The organism is Aeromonas sobria (assembly GCF_006243315.1).
Taxonomy (GTDB): domain Bacteria; phylum Pseudomonadota; class Gammaproteobacteria; order Enterobacterales; family Aeromonadaceae; genus Aeromonas; species Aeromonas sobria_A.
In genome coordinates this window covers 1-17,135 of sequence record NZ_NKWE01000012.1, presented here as the reverse complement: position 1 = coordinate 17,135, position 17,135 = coordinate 1, and the positions used below count along the sequence as shown (strand labels likewise).

General features: G+C 53.9%; 10 protein-coding genes. 2 read left to right on the top strand and 8 right to left on the bottom strand.

From position 1 onward, the window contains the following. Nucleotides 1-45: 45 nt before the first annotated feature. The gene (locus CF137_RS03210; RefSeq protein WP_139717907.1) at nt 46-1,293 is read right to left on the bottom strand and encodes a valine--pyruvate transaminase; all 1,248 of its coding nucleotides are present in this window, start codon (nt 1,291-1,293) and stop codon (nt 46-48) included. A 292-nt stretch (nt 1,294-1,585) separates the two neighbouring features. On the opposite strand from CF137_RS03210, the gene CF137_RS03205 reads away from it, so the two are divergent. Then, complete coding sequence (locus tag CF137_RS03205) at nt 1,586-1,819, top strand: hypothetical protein (RefSeq protein ID WP_139717905.1); 234 nt, start codon at nt 1,586-1,588, stop codon at nt 1,817-1,819. On the opposite strand, the gene CF137_RS03200 is transcribed toward CF137_RS03205, so the two are convergent. Further along, nucleotides 1,749-2,573 (bottom strand): AraC family transcriptional regulator, encoded by an 825-nt coding sequence (locus CF137_RS03200; protein ID WP_139717903.1) that lies wholly within the window; start codon nt 2,571-2,573, stop codon nt 1,749-1,751. The genes CF137_RS03205 and CF137_RS03200 overlap by 71 nt on opposite strands. A 92-nt stretch (nt 2,574-2,665) precedes the next feature. Between CF137_RS03200 and CF137_RS03195 the strand changes: the two genes are divergently transcribed. Next, on the top strand, nt 2,666-3,793 hold the full coding sequence (locus CF137_RS03195) for a multidrug effflux MFS transporter (protein WP_139717901.1): 1,128 nt from the start codon (nt 2,666-2,668) through the stop codon (nt 3,791-3,793). Between the two features lie 4 nt (nt 3,794-3,797). On the opposite strand, the gene CF137_RS03190 is transcribed toward CF137_RS03195, so the two are convergent. The 6 genes from CF137_RS03190 to CF137_RS03160 form a co-directional block, all read right to left on the bottom strand. Further along, a complete protein-coding gene (locus CF137_RS03190) occupies nt 3,798-4,481 on the bottom strand; it encodes a response regulator (RefSeq protein ID WP_139717899.1) in 684 nt (227 codons plus the stop codon). 58 nt (nt 4,482-4,539) lie between these two features. Beyond that, on the bottom strand, nt 4,540-7,128 hold the full coding sequence (locus CF137_RS03185) for a sensor histidine kinase (RefSeq protein WP_139717897.1): 2,589 nt from the start codon (nt 7,126-7,128) through the stop codon (nt 4,540-4,542). Nucleotides 7,129-7,312: 184 nt separating this feature from the next. Further along, nucleotides 7,313-7,828, bottom strand: a complete 516-nt coding sequence (locus CF137_RS03180) for a potassium-transporting ATPase subunit C (protein ID WP_139717895.1) — start codon at nt 7,826-7,828, stop codon at nt 7,313-7,315. A 63-nt stretch (nt 7,829-7,891) separates the two neighbouring features. Further along, on the bottom strand, nt 7,892-9,949 hold the full coding sequence (kdpB, locus tag CF137_RS03175) for a potassium-transporting ATPase subunit KdpB (RefSeq protein ID WP_139717893.1): 2,058 nt from the start codon (nt 9,947-9,949) through the stop codon (nt 7,892-7,894). A gap of 67 nt (nt 9,950-10,016) precedes the next feature. Next, a complete protein-coding gene (gene kdpA, locus CF137_RS03170) occupies nt 10,017-11,711 on the bottom strand; it encodes a potassium-transporting ATPase subunit KdpA (RefSeq protein WP_139717891.1) in 1,695 nt (564 codons plus the stop codon). Nucleotides 11,712-12,357: 646 nt separating this feature from the next. Continuing rightward, complete coding sequence (locus tag CF137_RS03160; RefSeq protein ID WP_139717889.1) at nt 12,358-17,043, bottom strand: NACHT domain-containing protein; 4,686 nt, start codon at nt 17,041-17,043, stop codon at nt 12,358-12,360. Nucleotides 17,044-17,135: the final 92 nt, after the last annotated feature.

The window sequence follows — 17,135 nt, the reverse complement described above, 5'->3', positions numbered from 1 at the left end:
TTCAGTCCGGCTTTTTTAGAGTAAGGTTGATACTCGTGGCCATTTTCATGCATAGAGAGCGTTGATCTCCTCCGCCAGAATGGCGATACCGCGGCGCACCAGCTCCTCGCTCTGGGAGTAGTTGAGGCGGATGCACTCTTGGCTGTGACGCCACTCGGGGTCATCAATGCCGGGGAAGAAGTAGTGACCCGGCACGATCAGCAGGTTCTTCGCCTTCAGTCGCTCATAAAGTTCCTGACAGTGGATCGGCAAGCCCTCGAACCAGAGCCAGAGGAAGAGGGCCCCTTCCGGTTTATGAATGTGGAAGCGCGGGTCGAGGATCGCTTCGCGCAGCAGCTGTACCGCCAGCTCCGCCTTCTGTTGATAGAAGGGTTTTACTACCTGCTCGCTGAGGGTGATGATATCGCCGCTCTCGATCATCGGGATGGTGATGGCGGGGCCCAGACTGCCCGGCGCCAGATTGATGATGCCGCTCAGGTTGGTGATGGCCTGGATGATCTTCTCGTCGGCAATGACGATGCCGCAGCGGGTGCCTGGCAGGCCGAGCTTGGAGAGGCTCATGCAGAGGATGGTGTTGGCGTTCCAGAATGGCTTGGCTTCGCTGAAGATGATGCCCGGGAAGGGGACGCCGTAGGCGTTGTCGATCAGCAGCGGAATCCCCTTGTCGCGGGCGATCTGATCGAGGTGTTCGATCTCTTCATCGGTCAGCACATTGCCGGTGGGGTTGGTTGGGCGGGAGACGCAGATCACCCCGATGTCGTCACCCACCTGCAGGCTCTCGAAATCCACGTGGTATTTGAACTGGCCATCGGGCAGCTTCTCGATGGTGGGCTTGTAGGCCACGAAGTAGTCGTCGGTCAGCGCCGAGTCGGCATAGCCGATGTATTCGGGGGCGAGCGGGAACAGCACCTTCTTCTTGCGGCCATCGGCAAATTCACCGGCCAGCAGGTTGAACAGGTAGAAAAAGGCATTCTGGCTGCCGTTGGTCAGGGCGATATTGCGGGCCGAGATATCCCATCCCAGCTCCTTGCTGAGCAGGGCTGCCAGCGCTTTGGTGAACCTGTCTTTGCCCTGTGGGCCGTCGTAGTTGGCCATCGCTTTGACCAGCTCGCCGTTGTCGAGCAGGGTTTTGGCCTCGGCCTGAAAGCGCTCCAGCATGGCGGGGATGGGGGCCGGATTGCCTCCACCCAGCATGATGGCGTCCGGATTGGTCAGCCCCTGATTGAGGTCATCCATGAGTTGGGTAATGCCGGCGTGGCGAGTGAACTTCTCGCCGAACAAGGAAAATTCCATTCGGTGACAGATCCAGAGTCAGTTACGAAGATGTAGCACCATAGCTCAGTTTAAAAGCGGGTGTCGATCAAAAAGATGGGACGTTCCACGTGGAACATGGTGCAAAAATCAAGCGTGGTTAAAAGCACCAACTGTTGGTTTAAAAATGACCGTGTGGGATGCATTTTGCGACTCAATTTGGTATCGATATATAGTTAATTTAAACAAAATCATCATGTTATGAATTGCGTGAGGATTGGCACAACTATTGGAATAGCTATCTGGTCATCTCAACCATACCGGAGCAAACCAGATGAAAAGCCTGATCGCTACCCTGATTGTGAGTGCCCTGAGCCTGAACGTGATGGCCAACGAAAACCCGCGGCCCGAGCTGGAGAGTGTCCAGCTGGAGCAGGATGTGCAGAGCGAGTTGCTGCAGGCATCCCATGCCGTAGTGCAGGATGCGCTGCACAACCTCAAGCCGCTGGCGCTGGATACCCTGGTGGTGGAGGCGAGTCAGGCTGTGGCGACTCACCCCGAGAGTTGAGATAGCGCAGGGGGGTCTGCCCCATATGTTGTTTGAAGAAGCTGATGAAGGCGCTGTCGCTGGAGAACTCCAGCGCAGCGGCAATCCGGCTGATGGGCTCGCTTTCTGCCAGCAGCTCCATGGCGCGCAACAGCCGCCACTGCTGACGCCACGCCTGATAGCTCATGCCGGTCTCTCGCATAAAGATGCGGCCAATGGTCTTGTCACTGGCACCCACCCGTTCGGCCAGCCGGTTGAGCCGATCGGGCAGGGCATCTCCCCGTTTCAACTGCTGTAGCCAGTCGCCCAGTCTGGGGTCGGTCGGCAGTGGCAACTGCCACGACTCCCGCGGTGCCTGCCCCAACTCCTCCATAAACAGCGCTACCGTCCGTTGTTGCTGCTCTTGCGGTTTGTCCCACGGCCAGAGCGCCATCCGTTCGATCAGTTCGTGCAGTAGCGGATTGACCGCCAGCACCTCCACCGTGCCGGGCAACTCTGGGTGTGGTGTGAAGTAGAGGGAGCGGTAGGCCACCACACCACGCATCAATACTCGGTGAGTTGTGCCCGCTGGCAGCCAGGCGGCGCGGGTGGGTGGCAGCAGGCAGACCCGACCTGCCAGCTCCATGGTCATGCAGCCGGATTGGGCGAACAGCAGCTGATGGCGCTGATGCTGATGCAGGCCCGAGTCGTGCCAGCCGAGGGCGGAGGCAATGCCGATCACACTGCCCGTCAGCTGGTCGGGGTCAAAAGGGTGATCGGGAAGAATAAAGGCCATATGTCCGATTTTTGATGTTTATAGTCCTGCTTATTGTAATCAGACAATCGGCATCTCTCTAGAATGGCGACCTCTTGTGAAGGAGGTTGGTCATGAACAACAAGTTGCCACCGCTCTGGCTGGTGGTGGGATTGATGATGTTTCCCCAGATAGTGGAGACCATCTACAGCCCGGTGTTGACCCAGATCGCCAGCCAGTTTCGGGTGAGCGAGGGGCAGGCATCCCAGACCCTGTCGGTCTATTTTCTGGCGTTTGCGGTGGGAGTGGTCTGTTGGGGGCGGCTCTGCGATCTGATCGGGCGGCGTCCCGCCATGCTGGCGGGTCTGCTCACCTATGGTGTCGGCACCCTGCTGGCGCTGCTGGCTGATCAGTTTGAAACCCTGCTGCTGGCCCGTGTCATCTCGGCCTTTGGCGCCGCGGTGGGATCCGTGGTGACCCAGACCATGCTGCGCGACAGCTATCAGGGTAGCGATCTGGCGCGGGTCTTCTCGGTGATGGGTATAGCGCTCTCACTCAGTCCGGTGCTGGGGCTGCTCAGTGGCGGTCAGCTGGCGAGCGGGTTCGGCTATCTCGGGGTATTCAGCGGTTTGCTGATACTGGCGGCTCTCTTGCTGCTGGTTGCCTGCTGGCAGCTGCCGGAAACCCGCCCGGCCACCAGCCAGCGAGTCGCGCTCTGGCCGCTGGCGTGCCGGATGATGAAGGATGGCGGGCTCTGGCGTAGTGCCATGCTGGTCGCCCTGTTCAACACCATGCTGTTTGGCTACTACAGTCTGGCGCCCTTCCTGTTTGCCGGGTTGGGATTGAGCACCGGCGAGTTTGGTTACTCGGGGATCTTGCTGGCGCTGGCGACCCTGCTCGGCAGCCTGCTCAACAAGTATCTGTTGGGGAAGGGATGGCTGCCGTCCTCTCTGGTCAGGCTGGCTTGTGTGCTGGCGCTGGTCGCCGGGCTGCTGGTCTGGGCGAATCAGGCCAACCTCTGGTTTCTGTTGCCCATGATGGGCGTGGTGGTGGCTTTCGGGCTGGCGATTCCCAATGTGCTGAGTCAGGCGCTGCTGGCTTATCGCGAGGTAGCGGGTAGTGCTGGCGCCCTGTTCGGGCTTGGCTACTACCTGCTGCTCAGTCTGGGGTTGGCGGTGGCGGCCGGATTGCAGGATCTCGGCCTGTTGCTCAGTGGCTGCGGTCTGTTGGCGCTGCTCTGCTGCGGGCGCCGTTCCACGTGAAACATCAGTTGCCGATAAAGCGGTAGCCAATACCGGATTCGGTCTCGATAAGCGTCGGTTGCTGGGGGTTATCCCCCAGCTTTTTGCGCAGACTGGCGATGACGATGCGCAGGTAGTGGGTGTCCTCCTTGTGGCTTGGCCCCCAGATGTCGTTGAGCAGCTGGGTCTGCATTACCAGCTTGCCGGGGTGGCACACCAGCGCCAGCAGCAGGGCGAACTCCTTGCGGGAGAGAGGGATCTCTTCCTCCTTCATGGTCACTTTGTGGCTGCTGGCGTCAAGGGTCAGCCCGCATTGGGGGAAGTGGCGTCGCTCGCCGCTGCTAACCCCGGCTCGCTGGCGCAAGAGCACGCGGATACGGGCCATCATCTCGCTGATGCCGAACGGCTTGCTCATGTAGTCGTTGGCTCCCGCATCCAGCAGCCGCACCTTCTCCTGCTCCGAATCGCGGGCCGATAGCACCAGCACCGGGTTGGGGTGATGCTCGCGAATGGCCTGCAACACTTGAATGCCATCGCCGTCCGGCAGACCGAGATCGAGGATCACCAGGTCGGGGTTGAGGTGGCGATACTGCTCCAGCCCTTCATTGACCCCCACCGCTTCACTCACCTGATGCCCCTCGGCAATCAGGCTGATCCGCAGAAAGCGACGGATCGCCGCTTCATCATCTATGACCAGAATGTGCGCCATCGAACCTCCAGAGGCGAATGGTGGGAGGGGCTGAGTGACCCGATCTGGCGGTCAGCCATCAGACCTCCGGTGAATTGAGGGCGAGCGGCAGGGAGATGCGCATGCAGGTGCCGTTGCCATTGGGGCCGGAGAAGGCCCAAATCTTGCCGCCGTGGGCCTCTATCATAGCGCGGGAAATGGCGAGGCCAAGCCCGGTACCGCGGCTGCCGCAATCGCCCACCGGCTGGGTGTAGAAGAGGTTGAAGATCTTCTCCCGATCCGACTCGGCGATGCCGACCCCGATATCGATGATGTCGATGATGAGATCGGGCTCTGCCAGCATCACCTTGAACTCGATGGGGGTGCCAGCCGGCGAGTAGCGGGAGGCGTTGTCGAGGATATTGACCAGCACCTGCTCGATCAGGGCGCCGTGCACATAGAGCTGGGGCACATGCTGATCGAAATGGACCAGCAACTTGTGCTGGCGCCAGGAGGAGTCGAGCCGCTTGCGGGCGCTCTCCACCAGATCCGCCAGATCGACCCAATCCCGTTTCAGCTGGAAGTCGGGGGAGCCGATGCGGGTCATATCCAGCAGATTCTGCACATAGCTGTGCAGGCGGCGCGCCTCCTCCTGCACCGAGTGGAGCAGTTCGTTGCGATCCTCGGCGGGGATCCGGTCACCATATTCCAGCAGGGTACTGCCAGCGCCCATGATGGTGGCCAGCGGGGTCTTCAAATCGTGGGAGACCGAGGAGAGCAGGGCCGCCCGCATCCGATCGGTCTCCGCCTGCAACTGGCTGTCGGCCAGCCGCTCGTTGAGATCGATCCGCGCCAGCGCGGCGCGAATATCGGTGAGCAGCGCCTGCAACTGGTGCTCGGCGGAGGAGGAGAGCGGATTGGCCAGCGTTATGCCGATCACCAGATCATCGCTGAGGTGGTGATACTGGGCCTCGGCCGCATTGAGGGTGGCGGTGTGGGCCCCGGCGCTCTGCTTCTGGGCCAGACACCAGTCGATGGCCGCCTTGTCGGTCTGTCCGGGCCTGTGCTTCTCGTTGCCGAGTCGGTCGTGAAAATCCTGATCCAGTACCACAGTCGGCTGACCGAGTGCCAGCGAGATGGCCTGGGCGCCCTGCCTGAGCACCTCTTCCGGGCTGCTGGCGGTGGCCAGCCCCTGACTGAGGGAGAGCAGGGCATTACCCAGCTGTTGGGTCTCGCGCAGGCCGATCAACTGTTGCCGCTGGCGAGAGGCGAGCCGTCCCGCCGTTATGCCGACAATAAGCAGCACGAACAGGGTGAGCAGGTCGCTGTGGTTGGCGACACTCAGGGAGAAGTAGGGGGCAGTGAACAGCAGATTGTGAGCGACGAAGCCCAGTACCGCCGCCAGTATGGCGGGCACCAGACTGGTGGTGAGGGCGGTTGCCAGTACCCCCAGCACAAACAGTAGCGGCAGGGCGGCGGGCGGCAGCCAGTAGGAGAGCCCCCAGGCGGCGGCCGAGGTGATCCCCATGATCACCACCGCCAGCAGGCTATGGTGGATATCCTTCGGGGTCGGAGGTTGTATCCCTACTCCGGGCTTTTTCTGCTCGGTATCGACCAGGGTGATTTCGAGCCCCTGCGCCTGCTTGAGCAGATGTTGTACCAGCGAGCGGCGCCAGGGCGCCTTGTGGGGTTTGCCGAGTAGCAGCTGGGAGACCTGCTGCTGCTCGGCGGTCTCCAGCAGGGTATTGGCCACCGCCGGGCTGGAGAGGGTCAGCACTTTGGCACCGAGGTGGGAGGCGAGCGCCAGCGCCTGCTCCACGTCGGCATCGCGGCGGCCATTGCTGTCGATATGCACTACCAGCCAGGGCAGTTGACGACGCTGGGCAAAGCGGTGGCCATAGCGTACCAGTGCCGAACCGTGCTGATCGCCGAGGCAGACCATCAGCTTGCCCCGCAGCGGCAGGGTGGTCTTGCCTGCTGCCTGCCACTGCAGTTGCAGATCCCCCTCTACGTGGCTGGCGGCGGTCTGCATCGCCAGCTCCCGCAATGCGGTGAGGTTGTTGAGGGAGAAGAAGGATTGCAGCGCTGCCTTGGCCTGATGGGGCACATAGACCTTCCCCTCCCGCAGGCGGCCGAGCAGCTCTTTGGGGGGGAGGTCGATCAGGATAATACTGTCAGCTTCAAGCAGCACTTGGTCGGGCAGGGTCTCTTTCACCCTGACCCCGGTCAGTTGCCACACCAGATCGTTGAGACTCTCAAGATGCTGCACGTTGAGGGTGCTGTAGACATCGATACCGGCGTTGAGCAGCTCCTCCACATCTTGCCAGCGCTTCTCGTGGCGGCTGCCGGGGGCGTTGCTGTGGGCCAGCTCATCCACCACGGCGATGGCCGGTTTGCGGGCGAGCAGGCCGTCGAGATCCATCTCCTCCAGTCGCTGCTGGCGGTGCATGTGGATCTTGCGTGGCTGGATGGCGAGCTTGTCGAGCAGGGCCAGGGTCTCCTGCCGGCCGTGGGTCTCCACCACGCCGATCAGGATATCGATCTCCTCTTTGGCCTGCTCCCGCACAGCTTGCAGCATGGCGTAGGTCTTGCCTACGCCGGGAGCGGCCCCGAGAAACACCTTCAGCCTGCCCTTGTTCTCCTGTTCCAGGCTCGCCAGCAGGGCGTCGGCCCTTGCTTCATCACGCATCCCCATACTCCTGTTCCAGGCTCGCCAGCAGGGCGTCGGCCCGAACTTCATCACGCATCCCCATGCTCCTGTTTCAGGCTTGCCAGCAGGGGGTCAGCTCTTGCCACATCAGCCATTGTTATCCCTATCGAGCCAACCGCCCGTTGCGAAAATCGAGGTCATCACCAAACCGGATGGGGCGCCATCAGGCGCCCTTTTTATGATCCAGTTGCAGATTCAGCTGGAGAATGTTGACCACCTGCGGGCCAAGGATACCAGCTTGTGTGGCCGACTTTACCTGCTCCGTCAGCTGGGCGGGATCCAGCCCACGTTGTTTGGCGACACGGTCCACCTGAGCCAGCACCGCATCCAGCGGCAGATGAGGGTCGAGGCCTGAAGCGGAGCGGGTCAGCATGGCCGGGGACTGAACATTGCCCTGCGCCTTGGCGAATTCGCTGCGCAGCGGCGAGCTCATCCCCAGGTTGCTGGCGCTGCCGCCAATGGTGTTGAAATCGCTGGCGGAGGGGCGGGGATGGAAGTAGTCAGCCCGCTCGAATTTCTGCCCCAGCAGGGCACTACCGATCAGTTGCTGCTTGCTGTCGGTCAGCTGGCTGCCGTTGGCTTGCCAGGGGAACAGCAGTTGGGCCAGCCCGGTGACCGCCAGCGGATAACCCACTCCCAGCAGCAGGGTCAGGGTCAACAGGGTTCTGATTGCTATCATGATTCTCTTGCTCCAAAAAAGATGGCAGGGGATGCGGGTCTGCCCCGCATCCCGGTTACGTCGTTACACCAGACCGAGGCCGGTGATGACCAGATCGATCACTTTGATTCCTATAAACGGCACCAGCAGGCCACCGACACCGTAGATCAGCAGGTTGCGGCGCAGCAGGCTGGCGGCTGACCCCTTCAGGTTGACGCCGCGCAGAGCCAGCGGCACCAGCGCCACAATGATCAGGGCGTTGAAGATGATGGCCGACAGGATGGCGCTCTGCGGGCTTCCCAGTTGCATCAGGTTCAGCGCCCCCAGTTGCGGGTAGGCGGCGATGAACAGGGCCGGCAGGATGGCGAAGTACTTGGCCACGTCGTTGGCGATGGAGAAGGTAGTCAGGGCACCACGGGTCACCAGCAGTTGCTTGCCGACTAGCACCACATCCAACAGCTTGGTGGGGTTGGAGTCGAGATCCACCAGGTTGCCCGCCTCCTTGGCGGCCTGGGTACCCTCGTTCATGGCCAGCCCCACATCAGCCTGCGCCAGTGCTGGCGCATCGTTGGCACCGTCGCCGCACATGGCAACCAGACGACCATCTGCCTGCTCCTGACGGATATAGGCCAGCTTCTTCTCCGGCGTTGCTTCGGCGATGAAGTCATCCACCCCGGCTTCGGCGGCGATGGCAGCGGCGGTTTTCGGGTTGTCGCCGGTGATCATCACGGTGCGGATCCCCATATGGCGCAGGATCTGGAAGCGAGCCTTGATGCCGGGCTTGATGATGTCCTTGAGGTATACCACTCCCAGCAGTTGCTCATGGGTACAGACCAGCAGCGGGGTGCCACCCTGACGGGCGATATTGTCCACCGACTTGAGCACCAGCTCCGGCACCGCCTTGCGGTCGAGGGAGAGGTAGTTGAGTACCGCATCCACCGCGCCTTTGCGATATTGATGACCGTTGCGATCCAGTCCGCTCAGGCGTGTCTCGGCGCTGAAGGGGATCACCTTGTCACTCTCCAGCTGGCTTGGCTTGGCCATGCTCTTGCCAGCCAGGGTCAGGATCGATTTTCCCTCCGGGGTGTTATCACCCAGCGAGGCCAGCATGGCGGCCTGGGCCAGCAGGGATGGATCGACACCGGGTGCCGGGATCAGCTCATCAGCCATCCGGTTGCCGAAGGTGATGGTGCCGGTCTTGTCCAGCAGCAGGGTGCGCACGTCACCGGCCGCTTCGACGGCACGGCCAGACTTGGCGATCACGTTCAGCTTCACCAGTCGATCCATACCGGCAATGCCGATGGCGGAGAGCAGGCCGCCGATGGTGGTCGGGATCAGGGTGATGAAGAGGGCGATCAGGTAGAGGCGCGGCACCTGGGTGCCGTTGTAGTTGAGGAACCACGGCAGGGTCGCGACCACCAGCAGGAAGATCAGGGTCAGCCCCACCAGCAGGGCGTCGAGCGCCATCTCGTTGGGGGTCTTCTGACGTTTGGCCCCTTCCACCAGTGCGATCATCCGATCCAGTGTGCTCTCGCCCGGATTGTTGCTGACCCGCACCCAGATCTCGTCGGAGACCACAGTGGTGTTGCCGGTCACGCCGCTGCGGTCGGTGCCTGACTCACGGATCACCGGCGCGGATTCACCGGTAATGGCTGCTTCGTTGACCGAGGCAATCCCTGCTACCACTTCACCATCTGCCGGGATCATCTCGCCGCTGCGTACCAGCACCAGATCACCCTTCATCAGGCTGGTGGCAGCTACCCACTCGCCCTGACCATCTTTGGCATCGGTCACCCGACGGGCCTTGAGTTGGCTCATGCCCTCTTTCAGGCTGTCAGCGCGCGCCTTGCCGCGCCCTTCGGCCAGAGTTTCGGCAAAGTTGGCAAACCAGAGGGTCAGCCAGAGCCAGGCAGTCAGCTGCCAGGCCAGCGAGGGTGCAACCCCCGAGAAGGGTTGTCCCAGCAGGGATTCCACGGTGGCCATCACGGCGGCCAGCCAGAGGGTGAACAGGATGGGGCTGCCAAACAGCGCCTTGGGATTGAAGCGATAGAGGGCCTCAACCATTGCCTGTATGACTTGCGATTTCTGTTTCTTGCCCTTCACCTGCATGGTGTCGGTGCTCATTGCAGTGGACTTGCTCATTGGAAAGCTCCCAGCATCAGATAGTTGGCCATTGGCATCCGGATGGTGATCGACAGGGTCAGGTTCATCAGAATGCCCCTCCGATCAGGCTCAGATGTTCGGCCACCGGGCCCAGTGCCAGTACCGGCAGGAAAGAGAGGCCACCTATCAGCAGGATGGTGATGATCAGCAGGGTAATGAACAGCGGGCCGCTGATGGGGAAGTCCCCTTCGCTTGTCTCCTGGCGTTGGGCACGAGCGAGCTGACCAGCAATGGCCAGTACCGGAATGATGTAGCCGAAGCGACCGAGCAGCATGGCCAGACCGATGGCGATGCACTGCCAGTTGTCACCGGCGGCAAAGCCGGCGAAGGCGGAGCCGTTGTTGCCGGCAGCCGACGCGTAGGCGTATATAAGGCGTGACAGACCGTGCGGGCCATCATGGCCGATGATGGTGCTGGCATCCGGCATCAGCAGGGTGACGCCGCCGATCACCAGCACACCAACCGGCATCACCAGCATACTGGCAACCACCCATTTCATCTCGGTGATGCCGAGGCGTTTGCCCAGATAGGTCGGGGTACGTCCCACCATCAGGCCGCACAGGAACACGGTCAGCAGCACGAACAGCATCATGCCGTAGATACCGGCACCTACGCCGCCGAACACCACTTCACCCAGCAGCATGTTGATCATGGCGACCATGCCGGAGAGCGGGGCAAAGCTGTCGTGCATGGCGTTGACCGAACCGTTGGAGGCGGCGGTGGTCGCCACTTCCCAGATGCTGGAGAGCACCGGGCCGAAGCGGCTCTCCTTGCCTTCCCAGTTGCCAGCCATATTGCTGGCGTCAGTGGTGAGGTGGGCAAGGGCCGGGTCCAGCTTCATCTCCTGAGTGATGGAGACGAAGAGCCCCAGCACCAGCATGAGGGTCATGGCGCCGAGAATGGCACGGCTGTGGGCCATGTCTTTCACATAGCGGCCCAGCGTAAAGACCATGGCAGCGGCGATGGTGAGTAGGGTCACCATCTCCAGCCAGTTGGAGAGGGCGGTCGGGTTCTCGAACGGATGTGCCGAGTTGATGCCGAAGAAGCCGCCGCCGTTGGAGCCAAGCTGCTTGATGGCGATCTGCGAGGCAGCCGGGCCTAGGGGCAGCAGTTGCTCCTGACCTTCCACACCGTGGAACGGCAGATAGGCGGAGAGGCTTTGCGGCACCCCTTGCCACACCAGCAGCAGCGCCATGATCAGCGCGATCGGCAGCAGCACATAGAGGCAGAAACGCACCAGATCCTGCCAGAAGTTGCCAAGGTTGGTGGTCTGCTGGCGGGCGATACCACGGAACAGCGCGACTGCAACGGCGGCGCCAGTGGCGGCGGAGACGAAGTTCTGGGTGGTCAGACCCACCATCTGGCTGAAGTAGGAGAGGCTGGCCTCACCGGAATAGGCTTGCCAGTTGGTGTTGGTCATAAAGCTGACCGCGGTGTTGAAGGCGAGTTGCCAACTCATGCCCGGCAGTTGCTGCGGGTTGAGGGGCAGCAGCCCCTGCGCCATCAGGATCAGGAACAGCAGGCCGAAACCGGCGCCGTTGAAAGCCAGCAAGCTGAGGGCGTAGGACTTCCAGTCCTGCTCCCGACCATCGGTGCCACAACAAGCCAGCGTGGCGCGCTCGACCGGTGCCAGCCAGCGGATTTTGCCTTCAAATACCCGGTAGATGTAGTTGCCCAGCAGCGGTGCCGGCAGCAGAACCAGCAGCACGAAGGCCACCGGATAGATTATTTCTTGCCACATGTTCTAGTTCCTCACTCGTGGTCGCGGTGCGTCAGGGCACGCATTGGATTGCTCACGAGGCTCGGCAGTTTGCTGGCCACCGGGTAGATAATTTCTTGCTGCATATAGATAGCCCCTCACTCGTGACTGCGCGTTAGTGCGCGCATCAGATAGGCCATCAAGGCGAGGACGAGCAGCAGATATAGCCAATTCATATCGACTCCATTGAGATAATTAGCTGCGAGAGCCGATGTAAAACCATATCGACTCTGTTGGTGTCATTGACGCTGAAAAGGGTATGTAAAACAGGCGTAAAGGCGCCATAAAGCGGCATGGGGCGGGCGTAAAATCGGCGTAAAAAGAGCAGGTTTGTCGGGCTGGCGAAGGGCAGATATGAAAAAAACCGGCTGCTCGTGACAGGTGATAACTAGATCTGTACAGACAGGCCAACTTCATCTGCCCTTGGTGCATAGTGTTGGCTTACTCCCACAAGTCGATTCTGAAATAAATATTGAAAGCCTTGTAGGGTAATATTTAGTAGCCTTTTCCAACTTCAAGTATCAAAAGCAGATTTAACTTGCTCCAACTTTAATCCTCGTTATTAACCCGGCTTGGTCTCATTTCGAGACGAAACTTAAATACTTTGAGCTAATTTATTTAAATGTTTTTAGCCAAGCATGCCTGTGCTAAGTTTAGTTGTTGCGTTAATCGCTGAGTAAACTTGATTTTTTAGCAAAAGGTCCCAAATATCTAGGCATTGGTTAATAACCTCATCATTTTCATCATCTCCTGCTTCTTCATACAATCGCTGGAGAACTTTGATTAAATCTGAATCCCTAATATTCATAGCTCGCTGGTTTTTATCAATAGCATCAGAATTTACGATGTTTTTGACAAGCTGCAATAACTCGTTAGAGATACCAACAAGGTTGACTTTGTTTTCATCTAGATAGTGGAATATTTGCCAAAGGTTATATAACGCAGCTTTTGCATTTGCTAACACTGAGAAGAATGCTGCAGTATCAGTTCTTGACCAATAATTTTTGTTACTAACACTTCTACCAATTTTTTCCAATATAAGCTTATCATCATCATTCGACAAAACTTCATACAGTGGAAGTAACTTTTTTATTGTTGAATTATAACGAGATTCTGTTAAAAATTGTGAAATTACGCTTGTTGCACCACTTTTTAATTGAGTGTCCCACCTTTTAAGTGTATGAATTTGTTCACTAAATAGTTCATAGAAAAACCAACGAGCAGCGATTTGACGACCTGCTTCTTTCTTCACTTCATCAAAAGGCGAGCACTTCATTCTTAAAGTCAAATTTAGATACTGTTCACGAAATGAGCTATCTTCTGTGAAGCCATCGTTAAAAAAGTAATGATTACCCCTGATACAGGACATTCTCAAATCTTTATTACATAATGCTAAGAATTTTTGGTGCGCCAACTGTCGGTTGTAATTGTATATTGGCAATAGAAGTTCAGAAGCTGAATAATTTACTGCTGGATGAGGGTCATTAATTACGTCATCCAAAGAGTTAATTAATTCACTTGCCAGCTTTTCACTTTTCCAATATAAGTGACCAATTGCACTAAAAGCAATGCCTCTGCAACAATTTATTGCATTGGAAGCTAAGGTTCTAACAAGAACATCTTCAACTACATTAGGTTCGTTATTTACTATTACATTTAGCTTTTCTGGTTCAGGATCTTTAGCTGTTTTTGAAAGTTTTACTAATAGATCAATTATTTTGTTTGACCAGCCATCTTCAGCTATTCGTCTATCAAAAATTCTAACTATTTGATATTCATATCCTTCATATCCAAAGTGATTTATAACTTTTTCTATAAGTTCTACAGGGCAAAGTTGCCACCCACTTCTATATTGTTCACTAACTCTATTTTTATCTGTATTAGATAAGCCATAATAAATCCACTCAATATAATCTGAATCTATATTGGGAGGTAGTGTTAATGCTAAACTAGCAAACCTTTCTGGCTCATTAATTACGGCTGTCTCTAGGCTTCTGGCAAATTGTTCTACGCTTGATTCATGAACAACTTGCTTGCCTGCTTGACGCCAAGTTTTCCTATTGGTTCTCTCTTTGGGAGTTAAAATCAACTTAGTCCAAGTAAGGTTTGATAAAACATTACCTAATGGAAGTGGTGAAGTTACCATGCCTCCTGAGCGCCTTAAATGGAAAGCACGACAAAAGTCTCTTTCGGTGTATTCAATAAATTTCCTATTCAAAACGCCGATTAACTGATTTGATTTTTTAGAGCGTCTTGATTGCGATAACTTAGGTAATAAGAAGTATTGAGGCTCACCCCAATATGAATAATAAATACCTTTTCGTCTGCACTCTAGGCGCCATTTATAGTCATCAATAGATCTATTTTGTGTGTAGTTATAAATTTTTTCTTCTAGCTGTAGAAATAAGTATTCACTACAATGGGGAGAAAATTTCTCAATTAACTCACCTGGTAGTTTCCATTCCGCTTCAATATAGGTATTTCCACAGTTCAATCTTTTTTTCGGGGTATAGAGCAACCAACTAACAACAGTGTCGGCTTCACTAGTGGGGTAATATTTTAGAACTTTTGCTATCAGGTGGTTCAATACTGGGCTTGCAGAGTTTAGGTGTGTAGCAATCGCTTCAGCGAGCTTTTCTGGTTGATCTTTAAGGCGTTTTGCGGCTTGCTCTATCACTGAAAAAACACAATGAGTAATGCTTTCAACGGCATCGTAGTTTGATTGCCTGTCTTGGCACAGCCATGCCTCATGTATTTGCTCATCATCAATATCGCGAACAATAGAATGGACTATATTAAGTAAGCGGTTTAATGCTTCAAAAGGTATTTGGTGTGAAATTTTTTCAATACCTTCTAAGTCAGACTCGGTAAATATATCTCGGTGAGATATGGCATCGACCTTATCTCTAGACATATATTTTTTTGTACCCAAAACTTCCTTGTAATGCTTAAGAAGCATTTCAATAAGATCTAAGGTTCGTATAGGTGTTTTCTTAGCTAATGTTTTCCAGTGAATGAAATGAGCACTTACGCCTGCCGTTAATAGCTGTTTTCGAATCTCAAACATATCATCAGAATCGTTTTCAATATCCCAGCATAAGGACTCATAAACTCTATTGTTCCATTCTTGGGATATTCCAATGTATGGAACTACCGTTTTCAACACAACGTCAGGCTTTTGATCTGCTATAGATCTTAAGATTCGCAGTAATTTCGATACAAGCTCTTCATCTGTAGCATTATCCAACCATGCGTTTAGAGCGCCTTGTTCTGACAAATAATGAACTAACTCAGGATTTGAGTAGCATGTTGATGATAATAGGTGGGGTAAAAGTTCAGGTGATTTAACAATGCTATCAACTAAATTTTTTGCTGGAGCTTTAAATTTTTTAATTTCTTTAAGTGAGTTAAATAGCAAATACTTTAAGTGAAACCTTATATTTTTACTTTGAAGTAGTGAAGACACTATGTTGCAAAAATCTTTTTGGCTTTCTGTAAGCAACATGCTCATTGCGTACTTTAAGTGCTCTCTTCTTGTTAATGTTTGTTGGGAGAAGTCACCAATCTCTTCTAGAAGTTTATCGAATGAATCCTGTGCTGCGATAAATAACCTGACACCTACTTGGTAATCGAAAAGTGCTTGATGGCTAAAGCTTATTTGCTTGTTTTGTTTTGTAATCAGACCGACAGACAGTAATGCGCTCAATGCAGTTAGCGATATATTGTGTAGGGATGTTTCTGATACAGAGAACTTTGATTTACTAATCATTTGATGTAAAAGTTCATTTATCACCAACAAGTTTTGGTTGGGATCTGTTATTTTATTTGCTTCTAATACTCTATTGTCCCAATAGCGTTTAACAAGTTCAAGCTTGTTCGTAAAGTCAGGGGCACATTTTTCCGAAAGAGCTATAGATATGTATATGCCAAGCCAGAGAGGAATTTTAAGTGTATCTTGTTGCTCTGCTGATAAAGTCTCATATTTCTCATAAGGTTGAACTAATTCTTTAACCGTTTCCTCTGAAAGACTAGACAGTTTTACTGTGTTTAACTCATCATTTATCGAACTTAACCAAGCATTTAAAGCAACATCTTCGCTGATATCAAAATCTCTTGAGGCGAATACTATACTAATATCGACATTAGAATTCCTGAGTGTTAATACTTGTCTTACGATCTCTTGACACACATGAAGAGCATTGTCTGAGTGAGCAGCTGTCCACCTAATAGCATCTAATTGGTCTAACACTAGTACAATTTTATTATTCAAAGCATATTTTGCTAGAGAATACGTTGGGGTATATGAAAAACCTAATGCTTGGCCAAAAGCATCAGCACTAGTTTCTACCTTACATCTGTCTAGCCTAATTGGTACAACAATTGCGCCTTGCAACTCTAGATCATTCTTTAATTCGAGCAATAGGGCACTTTTACCCATTCCAGCCTCAGCCATTAAAAGAGTTATTGCGTGGCTTTGCGTAGATTGAATGAGCTCATCTAGTTCAGGTCTATGAATATTGGTATTTGAAATCAAATAAGGGGTTATTGATTGTTCAAAGTTGGTGTTTAAATTGTTAATTATTGGCGATATTCTATCGTCAGCTTCAAGTACTTTAGCTTTAAAGCCTGATTTTTGTAGATCTTGAAAAAGGTCGTGAGCGGTTATCTTAGTTCTCAATTTGTCGTCATTATCAGCGTAGTGTTTTAGAAAACTGACAAGTTTGACTGAATTTCCTACGAATAGCTTATTCGCATAATCATTGAGCTGTTCATTCGAGTGTGTGTCGATTGTATATGCGAACACATGAAACTTGGCTAGGAATTGACGAGCACTATCTAAATGCAATTCATTATTAGTATTTAATCCTAACTTGTCGCAAATATAGTCAAAGTCTTTTTTACGAGTTTTGCTTTTTGATATTTGATGCTCGTAATATTGATTAACATCTTCTGGACTATTTCGGGAACTATCCTTTAAATCGGACATCTGCTTTGATGGGAGTGGAGAAATTACATAAAACTCTCGTTTACCTCTTTCAATTTGTTCAAAGGCATTTTTTAGTATTCCTTTCTCATAAAGAAGAGCAACACTCCAATGTTCCGCATCACCAGCTCCAACTTTACATTGATGATGTTCAAGGCTTGTGTCTGAATTTTCAACTATGACATCAGTACCAACTTCATCATTACCTAATGGTTCGATCGTTACAGATGCTATCTTTTCGTCCAACAAGCGCAGTAACTGATAAGCAACCCAATTTGCTTCGTAGCGATTACCTAATTTCTCGGCATACCCGCCTGCTTCCATTGCCATGTTAATCTCCAAAGAGCAGTCGCATTGGCTTAACTTATGTCACTCTAAGCCACTAATCTTAGACACTTTGTATGGTAATCCCCCCGAAAACC

Bases quoted from the DNA above. Each gene is read 5' to 3' on its own strand.
- CF137_RS03210 (WP_139717907.1), bottom strand. From the start codon at position 1,293: ATGGAATTTTCCTTGTTCGGCGAGAAGTTCACTCGCCACGCCGGCATT.
- CF137_RS03205 (WP_139717905.1), top strand. From the start codon at position 1,586: ATGAAAAGCCTGATCGCTACCCTGATTGTGAGTGCCCTGAGCCTGAAC.
- CF137_RS03200 (WP_139717903.1), bottom strand. From the start codon at position 2,573: ATGGCCTTTATTCTTCCCGATCACCCTTTTGACCCCGACCAGCTGACG.
- CF137_RS03195 (WP_139717901.1), top strand. From the start codon at position 2,666: ATGAACAACAAGTTGCCACCGCTCTGGCTGGTGGTGGGATTGATGATG.
- CF137_RS03190 (WP_139717899.1), bottom strand. From the start codon at position 4,481: ATGGCGCACATTCTGGTCATAGATGATGAAGCGGCGATCCGTCGCTTT.
- CF137_RS03185 (WP_139717897.1), bottom strand. From the start codon at position 7,128: ATGCGTGATGAAGCAAGGGCCGACGCCCTGCTGGCGAGCCTGGAACAG.
- CF137_RS03180 (WP_139717895.1), bottom strand. From the start codon at position 7,828: ATGATAGCAATCAGAACCCTGTTGACCCTGACCCTGCTGCTGGGAGTG.
- kdpB (WP_139717893.1), bottom strand. From the start codon at position 9,949: ATGAGCAAGTCCACTGCAATGAGCACCGACACCATGCAGGTGAAGGGC.
- kdpA (WP_139717891.1), bottom strand. From the start codon at position 11,711: ATGTGGCAAGAAATAATCTATCCGGTGGCCTTCGTGCTGCTGGTTCTG.
- CF137_RS03160 (WP_139717889.1), bottom strand. From the start codon at position 17,043: ATGGCAATGGAAGCAGGCGGGTATGCCGAGAAATTAGGTAATCGCTAC.